The following is a 15,695-nucleotide window of genomic DNA, read 5'->3' on the forward strand; positions in this document are numbered from 1 at the left end:
TATCTGTACTCCAAAACATCAGCTCTTCGGTCCATTGGGTCGGGGAGCTAATTTGCTTAATTAATGTTCAAATATACAAATAGTAAGAAATATATTATATAAATGAACAAATCGAACTCAAATCATTGACTCATCTTACGAAAAGTTATAAATATAGGTATATAAATTACATAAAGATCGTTTTGAATTAATGAAAGGTGGTCTAATGATGAGTGAAGATTGGATAGATCAGGTTTTCCCACCTGAGATACCCGGCATGCATAACCTCGATGACATTGATCGCAAAATACTAGCAGCCCTGCACCAGAACAGCCGTATATCCTATACCGATCTCGGTCAGCAGATTGGCTTATCCCGCGTTGCTGTTCAGGCACGAATTAACGCACTTTCCGAGAAGGAAGTCATCGAACGCTTTACGGTTGTGATTAATCCGGTGAAAGTAGGCTTATCTGTATCTGCCTTCTTTAATGTAGATATTGAGCCGCAGTATTTGGATGAAGTGGCAGAGAAGCTTGACCGAGAGCCGGCGGTTACCAGCCTGTATCATATGACAGGTCCGAGTACGTTACATATGCACGGCATCTTTGCAGATATGGAAGAGATGGAACATTTTCTACTAGAGAAAGTATATAAAATGCCCGGGATTGTGAAGGTAGAATCCCAGCTGCTGCTCAAACGCTACAAGAGCCGCATGGGCATGCGCTTATAGGAGGATATCAGTAATGAATATACAACCTTATAAAGAATTGTTCATTGGGATGGTGAGAACTGGTATTTTGGGATACGGGGGCGGACCCTCTGTTATTCCCCTCATCCGCTATGAAGCAGTTACCCGCTATAAGTGGATGGAAGATGAAGAATTTGGAGAAACCCTCGCTCTTGCTAACGCCCTGCCTGGTCCGATTGCAACTAAAATGGCAGCGTATCTCGGCTATAAGCGAAAAGGAGTCTCCGGTGCCATTGTCTCGGTGCTTGCTCATATCTTGCCATCGAGTATTGCCATTGTTGCTCTGCTCGGGGTGATGTACACCTTAAAAGACTCCAAATATATTGCAGGAATGATTGCAGCGGTAAGACCCGTTATCGTCGTTATGCTTGGTATTATGGCTTATGAGTTTGCACTGAAGGCATGGAAAGGTCTTGGAAAAGGATTTGCCATCCTGTTTGGAGTTCTTGCGTTTATCCTGCTCCAGTTGCTACAAATCCACCCAGGGATTGTAGTTATGCTCTTCCTTGGTTATGGCATGTTCCACCTAAACCTCGTGCAGCGATACAAACGTGACAAACAAAGCGATAAAGGGGTGTCATAAACTGTGGAGCAACTACAAACTTGGTGGGAACTGTTCTGGGGATTTTTTGTAGCCAATGTGCTTGGTTATGGAGGCGGTCCCGCATCCATTCCACTGATGCAGGAAGAAGTCGTGAACCATTATGCTTGGATGACAAACGAACAATTTGGTGATGTGCTGGCCATCGGAAATGCCCTGCCTGGGCCCATTGCGACCAAAATTGCTGCATTTGTCGGATATCAAGTAGCCAGCTGGCCGGGATTCATTATCGCTACCCTCGCTACTGTCGTTCCTTCCGCAACCGCACTCATTTTACTGCTTAGCCTACTTAATAAATACCGTACATCTAACGTAGTAAAAGGAATGACACTGCTTGTTCAACCTGTCATTGCTGTCCTCATGATTTTACTGACATGGGAAATGGGGATTGTCTCTATCGATACGATTAATGTGTGGCAAACGTTGATTATTGCTGGGATTGCACTATTTATACTCACAAAGACAAAGCTTCATCCCGCATTTGTGATCCTCATTGCTTTTGCGTATGGAGCGATTGTCTTGTCTCATACAATCGTCTAAATCCTATTTAAGCGATAAAAAGGCCGCTACCCCGATATGGGATAGCGGCCTTTTTCTGCTCTTAACATCGCTTGGATTACTCCGTAACAACAAGACTAACTTTTGATTTCTTGCCGGCAAAGCTAACCGTAATGGTTGCTTTTCCTTTTCCGGTTGCCCGTATCGTACCATCTTTCACTGTAGCGACCGTGATTCGGGAAGAAGTCCACATCGCTGGCTTCGATACGTCAGCCTCGGAACCATCCGCATAGGTTGCTTCTGCTGTAACCTTTACGGTTTGTCCTTTTTTCAGTGTCAGACTCACTTCATCGGTTTGCAAGTACTTGAGTGTGTCTACATCAACGGGAACACTTACTGATTTACTGCCGTATTTCGCTGTAATCTTGGCTTTTCCGTAATCTACTGCTTTCACTTTTCCTTTGTTTACCGTAGCCACTTTGTAGCTATTCGTTTTCCATTCTGCAGCGCTTGTCACCTCACGTGTAGAACCGTCACTGAGCATTACATTCAGCGTTAGATCTACAGTGTCGCCTGATTTCAGAGAAAGCGAGGACTCCGAAATTTCCATACGATCAATGACGTCTACTTCTACCGCAATCGTCACCTTTTGGTCACCGTACTCCGCTGTAATATTGGTTTTACCACTGCCGTATGCAGTAATAAATCCTTTTTTCACATCTGCTACACGAGCACTGCTTGATTTCCATGCTGCGTCATTGCTTACATCCTGCTCATTTCCGTATTCATCAGACGCAGTCAGCTTCAGTTGATACGTTTCTTTCGAAAGCAGTGCTACGATCGGAACGTCCGCTTGCAGGCCGCTCGCGAGTCCTACTTCTACCGCCATGGTAAGGGTCTTACCTTGATATTTTGCAGTAATGGTCGCTTTACCTGTCTTTATTCCTGTAATTAAACCACCCGAAGTAACCTCAGCAATCTTCTCATTGCTTGAGCTCCAATCTGCTTTATCTGTTACGATTTCCTCACGATCTTCTGTGTAAGTAGCAATTACATTCGCTTGCAGGGTTCCGTCTACAGGAACTACCCCTTTTTTATTTGCCAATGCTACTTTGGTCGGAATGTCTACACTAACTGCTACCTCAACCGTTTTACCGCCATAGGTTGCTTTTACCGTGGTTTTACCTGACTTATATGCTGTCAAATTCCCACTCTCTACATAAGCAACGCTCTCCTCGCTTGATGTCCAGGTTGCCTTGTTTGTTACCTCTTCTATTACACCGTTTGCGAAGGCTGCCATCACTTTAAACGTGTACGTTCCGCCTACTTTAAGTCCGAGTTCTTCCTTATCGATATCCAGATGACGAGCAACTTCTACATCGACTGGAATTTCAACTGTCTGATTGCTGTATTTTGCTGTAATCGTTACTGATCCAGAAGCATTCGCATACACCTTGCCATTAATGACATCCGCTATCTTTTCATTACTTGAAGTCCATACCGCTTTTTCTGTTACATTGACCTCGGTATCATCAGGATAAACAGCCTTTAAGTCAATTTGTTTTGTTCCGTTTACATTCATGAAAAAGCTTTGTTCGCTCGCAACCAACTTACGCGTCTTATCTACATCCACTTCAAGTGTGGTTGTCTTCGTACCGTATTCAGCTGTAATAGTTGCTGTACCTGCCTTGTAGGCTACAATATTACCTTTGAACGCATCAGCAACTTTCTCATTACTGGAGGACCATACGGCATCTGCCGTAACATCTTTCGTCTCTCCATCTGGGTACGTAGCTGTAAGGATTACTTTCTGTTCGTCCTTTAGTTTCCCGTCTTTTAAAAGCAGGGATAACTGCGTATGATTCATCTCAATTCGTCTTACAACCTCAACGCCAACTTCAATCGTCACACTTTGTTTACCTAGCTTCGCTGTAATGATTGCTGTACCTGCTGATAAAGCACGTACGGAACCGTTAACTACCGTAGCTACTTTGTTGTCCGAAGAAGTCCACTCCGCGATGCTCGATGCATCCTGTTCTGTGTTATCTGTATAAATTGCTTTAAGAGTAACACTTGCTTCCTGCTCTATACGCAGATCAAGTGCCTGTTTATCCTTCGTTAGTGCCTTTACTTTCTTTGTTACTTTTACATTAACAGCCTGTGACTTGCCATCATGTACGGCGACAATGGTTGCTGTACCTTCGCTTTTGGCTGTAATCGTGCCGTTATATACGGAAGCTACAAAACTGTTGTCACTAGTCCAGTTTGTGCTAATGGTTACATTATTAGATTTACCATCACTATAAACCGCTGTTGCTGTCAGTGTACTGCTATCCCCGATCTCCAAACTTAGTGAATCCGTGGACAAAACCAGTTTGCTGATCTCCGAATCTGCAGCGGACACCACGTTCACGGAAACAAGTCCTGTTGTCGTCATAACTAGAACGAGTGCCATAAATGCTGCCATTACTTTTGCCAATCTTAGTTTTATCATGATTTCCCCCCATATGAGTTGAGTAGTCTTCTTCTTTTGTCGGTCAGGGAACTAGCGATTATTAGATTTTAAGGTCTTTTTATTTATTAATTGGTAAAAATAATTAAATATCTCCTTATTTCTTTAATAAAAAGTCTACTATTTCAAAAAACCTAATAAAAATTATAATTTTGTCTCTTTTAACTAACATTTGATGTGTATAATAGCTAATGGTGCCATTTATTAATATCGTAAAAGGGAGTTTTCTAAAACATGATTCAAAAACTGGTGTTCTGGACTGTTGGGGTCGCTGTCCTTGTCAGTATCGTTATCTTGTCTATCTATTTCTCAAGCGGTGTTCTGCCACCTGCACGTTAAAGACAATTCATAACTAGATATAAGACATAAGTAAAGAGCGCGATGAACTGCTCTTTTTTAATGATTATTTATAGCACGATGTAGTCACCAGATAATGTATAGATCATTAATCCATAGAAAAATCAACATACATTCCACACAAAAACACATACGTTTACGTATGTGTTTTTGTGCTAAATGAATGAGCCAAAACCTATTTTTATAATCAACTTCAAATATATCTCAGCTTATGAAGGCAACTTACACTATCGTAATATATAGTATATGTCATAAAAGTGCATACTTGCCCACCTAACTATACCGACTATATAATACATTCAGACCCCAGTGGAAAACTCGTAAAGAAAGGAGAGGAATGTAAAAGAAGAATAAGCATAAGCCGGCTATAAGACGGAACGAGCGAGAGTTTCGCCTCTTATCTACTGCTTTCAGAACAAGTCCCCCCCATTGTGTCCTGTTCTGAGTTTAGATGAAAAAGAATTATAAAAAATTACTTACAATTTGAAATGAGGTTTTATGAAGATGAAAAAGTTTAAAAAGCCAGCTATGCTTACAATGACAGCGGTATTGATGAGTGCTATATTAGCTGCTTGCGGAACCACGCAGGAAGCAGCGCCTGTAGAGGAGCAAAACACTTCTCAACAACAACAGCAACAACAAGAGTATGAACTGAACTTTCAGCAAATTCGAAATGCAACAATTACCTTAGAATACGGTGGTCAAAAGTTCTTGGTTGATCCGATGCTATCTAAAAAAGGTGAATTTGATCCTTTCCTTCCTGCCGAAAGAGATGATCGTAATCCACTCGTTGAATTACCAATGTCCGTTGATGAACTTCTTGAAGGGGTAGATGCTGTCATTATCACTCATACACATGAGGATCACTTTGACCAAGCAGCAAAAGATCAGCTCCCTAAAGACATTAAGATGTTTATGCAAGATGAAGAGGATGCCAAAATGGCCAAAGAATCAGGATTCACGAATATTGAAGTTATGGAAGAAGAAGTAGCAATCGACTTTAATGGAGTTGAAATTACGGAAGTAGATGGTCGTCACGGATATGGAGAAACAGCAGAGCTCATGGGAAATGTGATGGGCGTTGTATTTGAACATCCGGAAGAAGAAACAGTCTATCTAGCTGGTGATACCGTTTGGTATGAAAAAGTAGAAGAGATCATTGATACCTATACACCAGAAATTATTTTGCTGAATGGTGGCGAAAACCATTTCACTGATGATGGTCCTGTTGGCAATCTTATTATGGGTAAAGAAGACATCTATGAAGTATACAAGGCTGCTCCTGAAGCAACCATCGTTGTTAGCCATCTAGAAGCAGTTAACCATTGGGGACTGTCCAGAGAAGAATTAAAGAACTTTATTAACGAAAAAGGCATCCAGTCTAGTGTATTGGTACCCGATGATGGAGAATCCTACACATTTGAATAATTAATAACTAAGCACTACGATTATCCTAGTGTCTTAAAGCAAGATAGGTATAATAACTTCAAGTTATTATACCTACTTTGTTTTTTATATTTGTAACCTATTAGTCAGCGGATTGCGTTTTTTTATATTTTGTATAGATAAATACATTTTGTAATTTCCATAATCAAGAATTTTATTAAGAAGAACATTCAATTGTTCTTGAGAATCTACTTTTATACTCAAATGGTAACAACCTTCACCCGATACTCGGTGAGCTTCTACTACCTCTTTTTGTTCATTAATAAACCGAATAAATGAATCATGATTCGCTGTTTTCATATAAATAATGACAAACGCTGTATAAGAGAACCCTAATTTCATTTCATCTACGATTAGAGAGTAGGCTTCAATCACACCGCTTTCCTCCAACTTTTTAATGCGATTCCCTACTGCTTGCCCGGTCATATGGATTTGTGCCCCCAGGTCCTTCCATTGGATGCGTGAGTTTTCGGATAGCAATCGGAGGATCTGAAAATCGATGTTATCAAGTTCCATAGTAACTTCCTTTCATCATGAAATGATTAGATGCAAAAGTCTTTCATCAAAGTCTCGATAAAAATCATGAACTTATTTATCATTGATTATACTAAAACGATTAACGAGGTGGAAAAAATGAGCACAGCTTTAATTATTGTAGATATCCAAAATGACTATTTTCCAAATGGAAACATGGAATTAAGCAACCCTGAAAAAGCGGCAGCTAATGCAGCTAAAATTCTGGAGTGGTTCAGACAGAATAACAAAGATCATATTTTCCATGTTCAACATGTCGCAAGTGACCCAGCAATGGGCTTCTTTGTTAAGGATACAGAGGGAGTTAAGATACATGAATCTGTTCAACCATCGGAACACGAAAGTATCATCATCAAACATTTCCCTAACAGCTTTTTAAATACAGATTTAGAGCAACAATTAAAAGAAAAAGGGATTACCAAGTTAGTCGTTGTAGGTATGATGACACATATGTGTATTGATGCAACAGTTAGAGCTGCCGTAGATCTAGGCTATGAAACTACACTTATTGAAGATGCTTGTGCAACAAAAGAATTATCTTATCAAGATAAAATCGTACCTGCTGAACAAGTTCATTATGCATTTGTCGGGGCCCTTCACGGTATGTACTGCAATGTAGTTTCGACTGCAGACTTCCTACAACTAAATAAATAATTAAAAGAGTGGTTAAAAAACATACCCTCTCTGTTAGGTAAACATAAGCCCTAACTGGACGATCGCTGTAAACAGCCAGTCCAGTTAGGGCTTTTTTGTCCTTTCATTTCCATAAAGAATGCACCCTGATCAATTTCAATAAAATTGATTATCCCATTAGAATATTGGGTTAACCAAAGGGGTTTCCCATGTCTATTCTACCGGGCACACTGCAAAATCTAGCTAGAACTACTATATTCTTTAATCTTCTTTATATTGTTCTCCCCACTGACACATCTCCTGAATGAGCGGCCAAAGCGTTTGTCCCTTTTCCGTTAGACTATATTCCACTTTTGGAGGGATTTGCGGATACTCCTCCCGATGAATTAAACCATCATTTTGCATTTCTTTTAGTGTTGTACTGAGGGTTTTATAAGTGATCTTTCCTAACATACGTTGAAGTTCGTTATAACGAACAGCACCGTTTTGTGATAAATGATAAATAATAAGCAGTTTCCACTTACCGCTAATAATAGATAAAGTGTATCCAAAAAACGGCTCCTTGGACTCATCGTTATTCGTAATTGAGTTATTTATATTCATATTCACGCTATCCTCCCAGATAGTATACGTTAATAAGTCGCATACGCATCCTTTATTATGTATTAACTATATTATATGTTTATAGTCTAGTAAAGCGGAGTTTCTTAATGAAGATACATTCCACCCCACATCTCGGTACATACATAGATAGCTCATCAAGCGTGAATGCGCCCGTTGTAGTGAGGATCATTTTATAATGGTTATTTGTTAGACATATACTATCCTATTAGATAGTATATGTCTTAAAAGTGCATACTTGTTTATAAGATCATACAGCTTATATAATATATTTAAATCCTATAACATCAGGATACGAAATTGACGAACCCTATTAGGAGGACAAATTAAATTATGTTATTACATCAGAACAATATAGATATATTACTTCAGAAAATGGAAGAAGCTGACGCGATCGTGGTTGGCGGAGCTGCTGGTATGTCGGAAGCTGCTGGATACAGCTATTATGAGAAAGGAGAGTTATTCAATAAGCATTTTGGGGAATTCGCAGAAAAATACGGAATGGAAAATTTATTTTATGGATTTTATCACCCTTTCCCAACGAAAGAGGAACGCTGGGCTTACCTAGCTACATTATATCAGAAGGGTATATATGATCTCGAAGCTGGTCAACCCTACCTTGATTTAGAAAAATTGCTTGAAGGCAAAAATTATTTCATTGTGACTACGAATCAAGATGCACAGTTTTCTAAGGTTTTCCCTCAAGATAAAGTGGCACCGATTCAAGGGGATTCACGTTATTTTCAATGTAATGATCGTTGTCATGACCAAGTTTATTTTAATAAAGATATGGTTGAAAAAATGTTTGAAAACATGGAAGGAACAAGTATACCTACCGAGTTGATTCCAACCTGTCCAAAATGCGGAGGCGATATGGAGCCATGGGTTCGCTCCTATGTATTCTTAGAAGGAACTGCTTATCGAACTGAACTTAAAAAATATAATGAGTTTCTCATCAAAAACAAAGATAAAAAGGTACTGTTTTTAGAATTAGGTGTTGGAAAAATGACTCCGATGTTTATTAAAGAGCCATTCTGGAATATGACATATAACTGGCCGGATGCCTATTATATTACGATTAATCCAAACGACGCAATATTGCCAGTCGAGCTTATGGATAAAGGACTTGCGATTCATGATGACATTGCTCAAGTATTGAAAACGGCTGTGAACGAACAAGAAAAACGAGCAAGAAATATCGAATAAGTATGGTTTCGTACCTAGAATCAGGTATTCAAGTATTTTAATTGGAGGAACTTATGAAAGAAACATATGCAACCGTCTTAAAAAAGATGGACGAAGCTGACAGTATTCTCATTGGTGCAAGTAACGGTCTTGCCATTTCAGGAGGCTATAATATTTTCGCAGAGAATGCGGCATTTATAGAGAATTTTAGTGATTTTCGTGAAAAGTACGGCATTCGCAGTATCCTGCAAGGCGCTTTTTATCCCTTCCCTTCTCAAGAAGAAAAGTGGGCATTTTTTAGCCGGATGTACATGTACTTTTTAGAGAACGAGGAAGTTAGTCCTGCAATGAAAAACCTATATGAATTAGTAAAAGATAAAAACTATTTTGTTATTACATCAAATACGGATGCTCACTTTGAATTGGCAGGTTTTTCAAAAGAACGTCTTTTCGAATTTGAAGGGAATTGTCGTAAGTTACAGTGTTCTAACAGCTGTCATGATGATATTTATTCCGGTGATCACGTATTACGTGAGATGGCACAAAAACAGCAAAATGGAAAAGTACCTTCCGACCTGATTCCACAGTGTCCAAAATGTGGCGGTCCGATGCAAATGCATGTAGAAGTTGACCGTAGTTTCTTAAGAGATACATCTTGGCAAGCCAGCTATGAAGCGTATCAGAATTTTATTGAGAACGCTCATGGTAAAAAATTAGTATTGCTGGAACTAGGCGTAGGTTTTAGAAACCAGTTGATTAAAGCTCCATTTATGAATATTACCAACAACGAGGAACACGCGACGTATATTACGCTGAATAAAGGAGAAATTTATATTCCGCAAGAAATCGCCTCCAAATCAATTGGAATCGATGGGGATATTTCCGCCGTATTAGAGCAATTAGTTCAGCTGAAATAAACCAATAGATGGGAGAATAAATATGCTTTTAGCAAATGTTCTAAATGAGCCTGATTTCCATCCAATTAAAGCGTATTACGAACGATGGTATACATTCATGGAGGGAAACGTCGAGTTTTGGCTGCCAGATAGTGAATGGCATACGAAAACACATAGTGCACGCGTGCTGTTACTTGCTCTTATCATCGGGCACCAAAAAGGAATTCGAGATGAAGGACTAAATGCACTCGGTATGGCGGCTGTTTTTCATGACACTCGTCGGTTGGATGATGGTATTGATCAAGGGCATGGTAGCCGGGGAGCTGCGTATTACAAAGAATATTGCGATGCAAATGACGAATTACCCTATGATGAAAAAACGTATTTTATGATCTATTACCATGACCAACATGATTCACTTGGTTTGTCAGAGATTGAAATTTCGTGTAGTGATCATGAAAAGGCTAAACTGCTCTATCAAATTTTCAAGGATGCCGATGCACTAGATCGTTTTCGTCTAGGACCAAACGGTTTGGATGTAAATTTTCTTCGGACGGAAGAAGCACGCCGACTCGTTGAGTTTGCTAAACATCTCTTACGTCAAAGTGAAGAAACTAAAAACTAATGTCATAAAAAACGCTGTATAATGAACAAACCTGACCGTATTTTGTTAGGTTAGGAGGTAATAATGATGAAGAATTATGTGGACGATAGCTTCGCCCTACACACGGACCTGTACCAAATCAATATGGCTGAATCCTATTGGGCAGACCATATTCATACCAAAAAAGCGGTATTTGATTTATATTTTCGGAAATTGCCTTTTGGAAACGGATATGCGATTTTTGCGGGATTAGAAAGAATTATAGAATATATTCAAGCATTTCGTTTTACTGAAATTGACTTGGATTATTTAAAAGAACTTGGCTATCAAGAAGACTTTGTCGACTTTTTGAGAACGATACGTTTTACAGGAACCATACGTGCCATGAGAGAAGGAGAGGTTGTCTTTGGAAATTCACCGATCCTTCGTATCGAAGCACCTTTAATAGAAGCACAACTTATTGAGTCGGCCTTATTAAATATTGTGAACTATCAAACACTCATCGCAACCAAAGCGTCCCGAATCAAACAAGTGGCGGGTGACCAGCCCATCTCCGAGTTGGGTACTAGACGTGCACATGAATTCGATGCTGCCCTATGGGGTACGAGAGCTGCCTATATTGGTGGGTTCTCTAGTACGAGTAATGTTCGAGCAGGTAAGTTATTTGGTCTGCCTGTCTCAGGAACCCATGCCCATTCCTTTGTCCAAGCATATGGAGATGAATATATCGCTTTCCATAAATACGCAAAACGTCACAAGAATTGCGTATTCCTCGTGGATACGTACGATACGCTAAACTCAGGTGTTCCGACGGCAATAAAAGTGGCAAAAGAATTAGGTGACCAAATCAATTTTGCCGGTATTCGTATAGATAGCGGGGACTTAGGTTACCTCTCCAAAGAGGCAAGGAAATTATTAGACCAAGCTGGATTTGTTGACACGAAAATCTATGCTTCGAATGATCTCGATGAATACACGATCATGAGTTTAAAAGCTCAAAAAGCAAAAATCGATATATGGGGAGTTGGAACGAAAGGTATAACTGCCTTTGACCAACCTGCCTTAGGAGCTGTCTATAAACTGGTCTCCATTGAAGACGAAAATGGACAGATGAGAGATACGATCAAAATATCTGCAAGCCATGAAAAAGTCACCACACCAGGAATAAAAAAGGTGTATCGCATTATCAACAACCACACCAAAAAATCAGAAGGCGATTATATTGCCCTTGCTTATGAACAACCGGAAAATGAATCTGAACTTCATATGTTCCATCCCGTGCATACGTACATTAGGAAAACAGTCAAAAATTTTACGGCGATCGATTTGCACGAAGTGATTTTCGACAATGGCAAACTTGTATATGAATGTCCAAAGGTTCAAGAAATCCAACTTTTTGCACAACAACAGCTTGATCTTCTATGGGAAGAATACAAACGTTCCTTATATCCAGCCGAATATCCTGTAAATTTAAGTCAGGCTTGCTGGGACAACAAAATGAAAAACATTGAAGAAGCCAAAAAATCGAGCAAAAAACCTGTAACAGTATAAGTTTAACCCGTTTTTAAACAGACCTTATCGAATGAGATAAGGTCTGTTTTTTTGTTACTCTCAAGGATCATTTTCTAGAAGTGGCAAAGCGGAAAATAATGAGAATAAATGTGAGCAGCGAAGTCAGGAGCACTAAAATAGCGGATGAATGATATGCCTGTTTAAACGATTCTACTGACCAACCATCCTCTGCTATTAAGAGGGATGCAATTAAATTTGATATTCCTATACCTTCACTGTTCGTAATAAGACTGGCAGAATAATTTTGAGCTAAAGCGATATTTGCAACTATAAATAGGGAGTTAACTGCTAGAAGCATCAATATAATCAAGTCAACTTTCCGCATACAATCCCTCCGAAATAATATCTTCTATCTCAAACTGGAGCTGGCATTTGGTTTGTTTGCCCTCTTGCTCCTTGCTTACAAGTGAAGTCGTATAAAAAGTATACGGTTCGCCTTCATGGGTGAAGTGGGCTGTTGCTATACAAGATGCTGCCCACAAGACTGGATCATAGCGCAGGATCAACCTTGCTCTGCTACCGCTCCATATCACCGTATCTCGCTCGAAAATAGGCTCGATTCGGCTAATCAGCCTTTCTTCTATCGACTCCGCTATCCCCTTCCACGCGAACACATCCTCCAGTTCCAATATGGATCTCTTTTCACCTGCTGGATATTGGAAGTGAACAGAACGGGTAAAGCAGTGAATTGGAGCATCACCATAAGCATGCGTGAGATCAAGCACTACCTGAAGTGCCTCCTCGCTGCTCTTTGTCGTTAGAACCTTAGCCGAATACGAACGACCTGACTTCTGCATATGCCCACCAATCATAGGGACACTATGACCGCCCGAAGAGATATTAATAATCGACTCTCTTCCTTCTTGAAAATAAGCTTTGGAATACATCCCTGCGCCCAGATCGCAGAGAAGATTTTCCCCGCCGCCATGAATAATAAACTGTCCTAGATCATTGTGATTATGTGGTTCCCCATTATGACCCCCTTTTAATGCGAAACCACTCGACTGCCCTCTGCTCACCCACCAACCGAGGTTCGGGAATAGGGCGGTTCTAAGACCCGTTCGCTCGGAAATGTCGGATGTAGCTGCAATTTGATTCTCAATCTGCTTTTCGCCCTTATTCTGATTCATATCACTCCATAAGAAGTTGCGAATCAGGTGCGCCCATCTCCGCACAGGATCATCCAGCATCCCAGGAATAATAAAAGGAATATCGTGGATGCATCCCGTTCGCTCTGCGATTCGGTTAAGTAGTCCTGACGGAAGCACCTCCCGCTCACTGCTATCCGAAAAATTAACATACACTCCATCCGAAAGATGAATAGATGCGGGAAAGCGCGCGATTGACCGCACATGCTCTGTTGCAAGCAGATCTATTTTCCCATGCGAATATTCCCTCAGCATCTCAGCAAAATAGGTGAAGTACCCAAAACCGTATACCCAGTAACCCAGCCCTTCTGCACAGCCTCCATCGGCTTCATAGCCGCTCAGAAAAGATTGCATAGACCCCAGCGTCTGCATCATCGCATCTGTCTTCTCTTCCGGATCATTCATGAAGATAAGTGCAGCCATCCCGCTCCCGCCAGCACATACGGCCGACCAGTTATGATCTGCACTTCGCCAAAAGAAGGGTCTTTTCTCGGTGAAAACCGGGGTAAGCACCCGTCTTCTCACCTCAGATCGGATCCGCTCAGCAATCCTCACATCCAGTACCTCTTGGTGCATTGCATAGATTTCAGCGAGTGTCTGTGCTGTCTCAGCCGCAAACAAATCTACCTCCTGAGAAGGGTCTCCTTCCCTTGGCAGGTGCGCGGTTAAGCACCACGTATACTCACCGCATATGTCCCATATCACATTTTCTAATGAAGCCAGATATTGTTGATGCTCCTGCTTATCTGTGATTACTGCAGTTACCACAGCAAGTGCATTCAACCTCGCTCTCCGTTCAAAATAAACATCCTCATATGCTTTACGCTCTCCCGTCTCGGCAAATTGCTTAAAGATCGCAAAAGAAAGTTCCGGAAGTGGTTCATTTCCAGCCTGGGTAGCTTTCCATCTAATCTGCTCCCAGCTCTTATTGAAATGAGGTCCTTCTTGGGTGCGTCGTAATCTTTGTCTCCAATTCGTGATTCCAAAAGCAAAAGCAGCTGAATCTGCCTCGGATTTTTTAACCCTTGCTGACAAAGCCTCTTTTAAATATTCTCTATCTACATAGAGACTACTTCCTTTATCGTTGTCCGTTCTATTCATTTCCATGGGGGACCAAACCACCTTCAAGAAATTTTTGTGTGCGCTTTCATTGTACCTTAAGGGTGGAAGTTGTTGAAGTATCTCTTATCTTTTTGAATAATAGGGAACGAGATCCATCTTAACTGCGTCAAAAGATTATAGAAATAGATGAGAAGGAGGATATGCGATATGCCGAATAACAATAGAGTCATGATACACAGAAAACAGCTGCTTTATTTGCTGCTTATCACCGCAGTAATGCTCCTGCTTGTCTCCTGTCAAAAGGACGTATCTACAACGGGTTCCGATGTCAACTCTAGTGGATTCAAGCAAGGAAAAGAGTCTATATATACAAGAGCACAAATACAAGAAGACGAGAAACTTAATCTTCGACTCGTAGAACAACAACTTCAAGAAGGAGAAGCAATCTCTTATGAGCTGTTGAATCATTCTGGTCATCCGATATTTTATGGTGCAGATCTTCGGATGGAAAGGAAAGTGGGAGAACGCTGGTTCGAGATTTATTTTGAAAACGAAGCGGTTATCAGTATTGGATATGGTCTCGACTCAGGTAATTCTGAAATCTATCCCTATAAAAGATCACTCCCTGCAGGGCAATATCGCCTAACGAAAGAAGTGTCACTCCAAGATCCATCAGACAGCACCCAAAAAGAGTCAATTACCCTCATTAGTGATCCATTTACGATTAAGAAAAGAGCTGACTCTGATCAAGAGGCAATGAATAAATCAGCTATGTTCAATAGTTATACATCATCCCTCATAGATCAAATCGAAGAAGCAGAAGGAGTTAGTCTTGGCAAGCCATCTACACTTACTCGTTCAGAACGAGAGGATATTAAACTTAATCTCATAGGTTCTGAAATCGTAATGTGCGGTTTGTCGGAAAAAGAATATCTGGAGGGCAATGTGGTTTCATTCCGTCTAAAAAATAATACAGACATGACACTCCACTATGGCGAATTTACAGGAGTCGAAGCGGACATCGATGGAGTATGGACAGAAGTGCATGTCGATCTTAACTGCAAAGAACCTCTATATCTACTGGAACCGAATAAAAAAGTAGAGCTTGATGCTCATATGACTGAAAAACTTCCCGTCGGAAGATATCGTTTGACGAAGGAAGTATCACTTCACAACACATCAGACATCACTACTCAGGAGGAAGTTGTACTTATCAGCGATCCATTTATGATTAGGAAGGATTAATCCGGATTTTGTCCATGGAAGGCCTTACTTATTTTTCTTATGCTAGAGCACAGA

The 15,695-nt window shown here is 40.5% G+C and carries 15 protein-coding genes; 10 read left to right on the forward strand and 5 right to left on the reverse strand.

Annotation, left to right across the window (positions count from 1 at the left end):
- Positions 1-208: 208 nt before the first annotated feature.
- Genes ACWPWY_RS17510 through ACWPWY_RS17520 form a run of 3 tightly spaced genes read left to right on the forward strand, consistent with a single transcriptional unit; the run spans position 209 to position 1,868 of the window.
- A complete protein-coding gene (locus tag ACWPWY_RS17510) occupies positions 209-709 on the forward strand; it encodes an Lrp/AsnC family transcriptional regulator (RefSeq protein WP_454193886.1) in 501 nt (166 codons plus the stop codon).
- A gap of 13 nt (positions 710-722) precedes the next feature.
- Positions 723-1,310: a chromate transporter gene (locus tag ACWPWY_RS17515; RefSeq protein WP_454192995.1), complete on the forward strand. Its 588-nt coding sequence runs from the start codon at positions 723-725 to the stop codon at positions 1,308-1,310.
- A 3-nt stretch (positions 1,311-1,313) separates the two neighbouring features.
- Positions 1,314-1,868, forward strand: a complete 555-nt coding sequence (locus ACWPWY_RS17520) for a chromate transporter (RefSeq protein WP_454192996.1) — start codon at positions 1,314-1,316, stop codon at positions 1,866-1,868.
- Positions 1,869-1,944: 76 nt separating this feature from the next.
- Here the strand turns inward: ACWPWY_RS17520 and ACWPWY_RS17525 are convergent, their stop codons facing one another.
- Positions 1,945-4,320: an Ig-like domain-containing protein gene (locus ACWPWY_RS17525; protein ID WP_454192997.1), complete on the reverse strand. Its 2,376-nt coding sequence runs from the start codon at positions 4,318-4,320 to the stop codon at positions 1,945-1,947.
- Between the two features lie 1,026 nt (positions 4,321-5,346).
- Here ACWPWY_RS17525 and ACWPWY_RS17530 point away from each other — a divergent pair.
- A complete protein-coding gene (locus tag ACWPWY_RS17530) occupies positions 5,347-6,123 on the forward strand; it encodes an MBL fold metallo-hydrolase (protein WP_454193887.1) in 777 nt (258 codons plus the stop codon).
- An 84-nt stretch (positions 6,124-6,207) separates the two neighbouring features.
- Here ACWPWY_RS17530 and ACWPWY_RS17535 read toward each other — a convergent pair whose 3' ends face one another.
- The gene (locus ACWPWY_RS17535; protein WP_454192998.1) at positions 6,208-6,657 is read right to left on the reverse strand and encodes an Lrp/AsnC family transcriptional regulator; all 450 of its coding nucleotides are present in this window, start codon (positions 6,655-6,657) and stop codon (positions 6,208-6,210) included.
- 117 nt (positions 6,658-6,774) lie between these two features.
- Here ACWPWY_RS17535 and ACWPWY_RS17540 point away from each other — a divergent pair, with 117 nt between their 5' ends.
- Positions 6,775-7,329, forward strand: coding sequence for a cysteine hydrolase family protein (locus ACWPWY_RS17540; RefSeq protein ID WP_454192999.1), 555 nt, complete (start codon positions 6,775-6,777; stop codon positions 7,327-7,329).
- Between the two features lie 240 nt (positions 7,330-7,569).
- Here the strand turns inward: ACWPWY_RS17540 and ACWPWY_RS17545 are convergent, their stop codons facing one another.
- Positions 7,570-7,911 carry a winged helix-turn-helix transcriptional regulator gene (locus ACWPWY_RS17545; protein WP_454193000.1) on the reverse strand — a complete coding sequence of 114 codons (342 nt, stop codon included), beginning with the start codon at positions 7,909-7,911 and terminating at the stop codon, positions 7,570-7,572.
- Positions 7,912-8,262: 351 nt separating this feature from the next.
- On the opposite strand from ACWPWY_RS17545, the gene ACWPWY_RS17550 reads away from it, so the two are divergent.
- The 4 genes from ACWPWY_RS17550 (at position 8,263) to ACWPWY_RS17565 (ending at position 12,165) form a co-directional block, all read left to right on the forward strand.
- The gene (locus ACWPWY_RS17550; RefSeq protein WP_454193001.1) at positions 8,263-9,135 is read left to right on the forward strand and encodes a hypothetical protein; all 873 of its coding nucleotides are present in this window, start codon (positions 8,263-8,265) and stop codon (positions 9,133-9,135) included.
- A gap of 53 nt (positions 9,136-9,188) precedes the next feature.
- Positions 9,189-10,031, forward strand: coding sequence for a Sir2 family NAD-dependent protein deacetylase (locus ACWPWY_RS17555; protein WP_454193002.1), 843 nt, complete (start codon positions 9,189-9,191; stop codon positions 10,029-10,031).
- A 22-nt stretch (positions 10,032-10,053) separates the two neighbouring features.
- Complete coding sequence (locus ACWPWY_RS17560) at positions 10,054-10,635, forward strand: hypothetical protein (RefSeq protein WP_454193003.1); 582 nt, start codon at positions 10,054-10,056, stop codon at positions 10,633-10,635.
- A 63-nt stretch (positions 10,636-10,698) separates the two neighbouring features.
- Positions 10,699-12,165, forward strand: a complete 1,467-nt coding sequence (locus ACWPWY_RS17565; protein WP_454193004.1) for a nicotinate phosphoribosyltransferase — start codon at positions 10,699-10,701, stop codon at positions 12,163-12,165.
- Between the two features lie 67 nt (positions 12,166-12,232).
- Here ACWPWY_RS17565 and ACWPWY_RS17570 read toward each other — a convergent pair whose 3' ends face one another.
- Entirely contained in the window at positions 12,233-12,511 is a 279-nt protein-coding gene (locus ACWPWY_RS17570; RefSeq protein WP_454193005.1) for a hypothetical protein, read from the reverse strand.
- On the reverse strand, positions 12,498-14,441 hold the full coding sequence (locus tag ACWPWY_RS17575; RefSeq protein WP_454193006.1) for a hypothetical protein: 1,944 nt from the start codon (positions 14,439-14,441) through the stop codon (positions 12,498-12,500). Before ACWPWY_RS17575 ends, ACWPWY_RS17570 begins: the two co-directional genes overlap by 14 nt.
- Positions 14,442-14,603: 162 nt before the next feature.
- On the opposite strand from ACWPWY_RS17575, the gene ACWPWY_RS17580 reads away from it, so the two are divergent.
- Positions 14,604-15,641 (forward strand): immunoglobulin-like domain-containing protein, encoded by a 1,038-nt coding sequence (locus ACWPWY_RS17580; RefSeq protein ID WP_454193007.1) that lies wholly within the window; start codon positions 14,604-14,606, stop codon positions 15,639-15,641.
- Positions 15,642-15,695 lie beyond the last annotated feature (54 nt).

The sequence above is a fragment of the Paenibacillus sp. Marseille-Q7038 genome, from assembly GCF_965111595.1.

Coding starts and splice junctions, on each gene's coding strand:
- ACWPWY_RS17510 (WP_454193886.1), top strand. CDS start 209: ATGAGTGAAGATTGGATAGATCAGGTTTTCCCACCTGAGATACCCGGC.
- ACWPWY_RS17515 (WP_454192995.1), top strand. CDS start 723: ATGAATATACAACCTTATAAAGAATTGTTCATTGGGATGGTGAGAACT.
- ACWPWY_RS17525 (WP_454192997.1), bottom strand. CDS start 4,320: ATGATAAAACTAAGATTGGCAAAAGTAATGGCAGCATTTATGGCACTC.
- ACWPWY_RS17535 (WP_454192998.1), bottom strand. CDS start 6,657: ATGGAACTTGATAACATCGATTTTCAGATCCTCCGATTGCTATCCGAA.
- ACWPWY_RS17540 (WP_454192999.1), top strand. CDS start 6,775: ATGAGCACAGCTTTAATTATTGTAGATATCCAAAATGACTATTTTCCA.
- ACWPWY_RS17545 (WP_454193000.1), bottom strand. CDS start 7,911: ATGAATATAAATAACTCAATTACGAATAACGATGAGTCCAAGGAGCCG.
- ACWPWY_RS17550 (WP_454193001.1), top strand. CDS start 8,263: ATGTTATTACATCAGAACAATATAGATATATTACTTCAGAAAATGGAA.
- ACWPWY_RS17555 (WP_454193002.1), top strand. CDS start 9,189: ATGAAAGAAACATATGCAACCGTCTTAAAAAAGATGGACGAAGCTGAC.
- ACWPWY_RS17560 (WP_454193003.1), top strand. CDS start 10,054: ATGCTTTTAGCAAATGTTCTAAATGAGCCTGATTTCCATCCAATTAAA.
- ACWPWY_RS17565 (WP_454193004.1), top strand. CDS start 10,699: ATGATGAAGAATTATGTGGACGATAGCTTCGCCCTACACACGGACCTG.
- ACWPWY_RS17570 (WP_454193005.1), bottom strand. CDS start 12,511: ATGCGGAAAGTTGACTTGATTATATTGATGCTTCTAGCAGTTAACTCC.
- ACWPWY_RS17575 (WP_454193006.1), bottom strand. CDS start 14,441: ATGGAAATGAATAGAACGGACAACGATAAAGGAAGTAGTCTCTATGTA.
- ACWPWY_RS17580 (WP_454193007.1), top strand. CDS start 14,604: ATGCCGAATAACAATAGAGTCATGATACACAGAAAACAGCTGCTTTAT.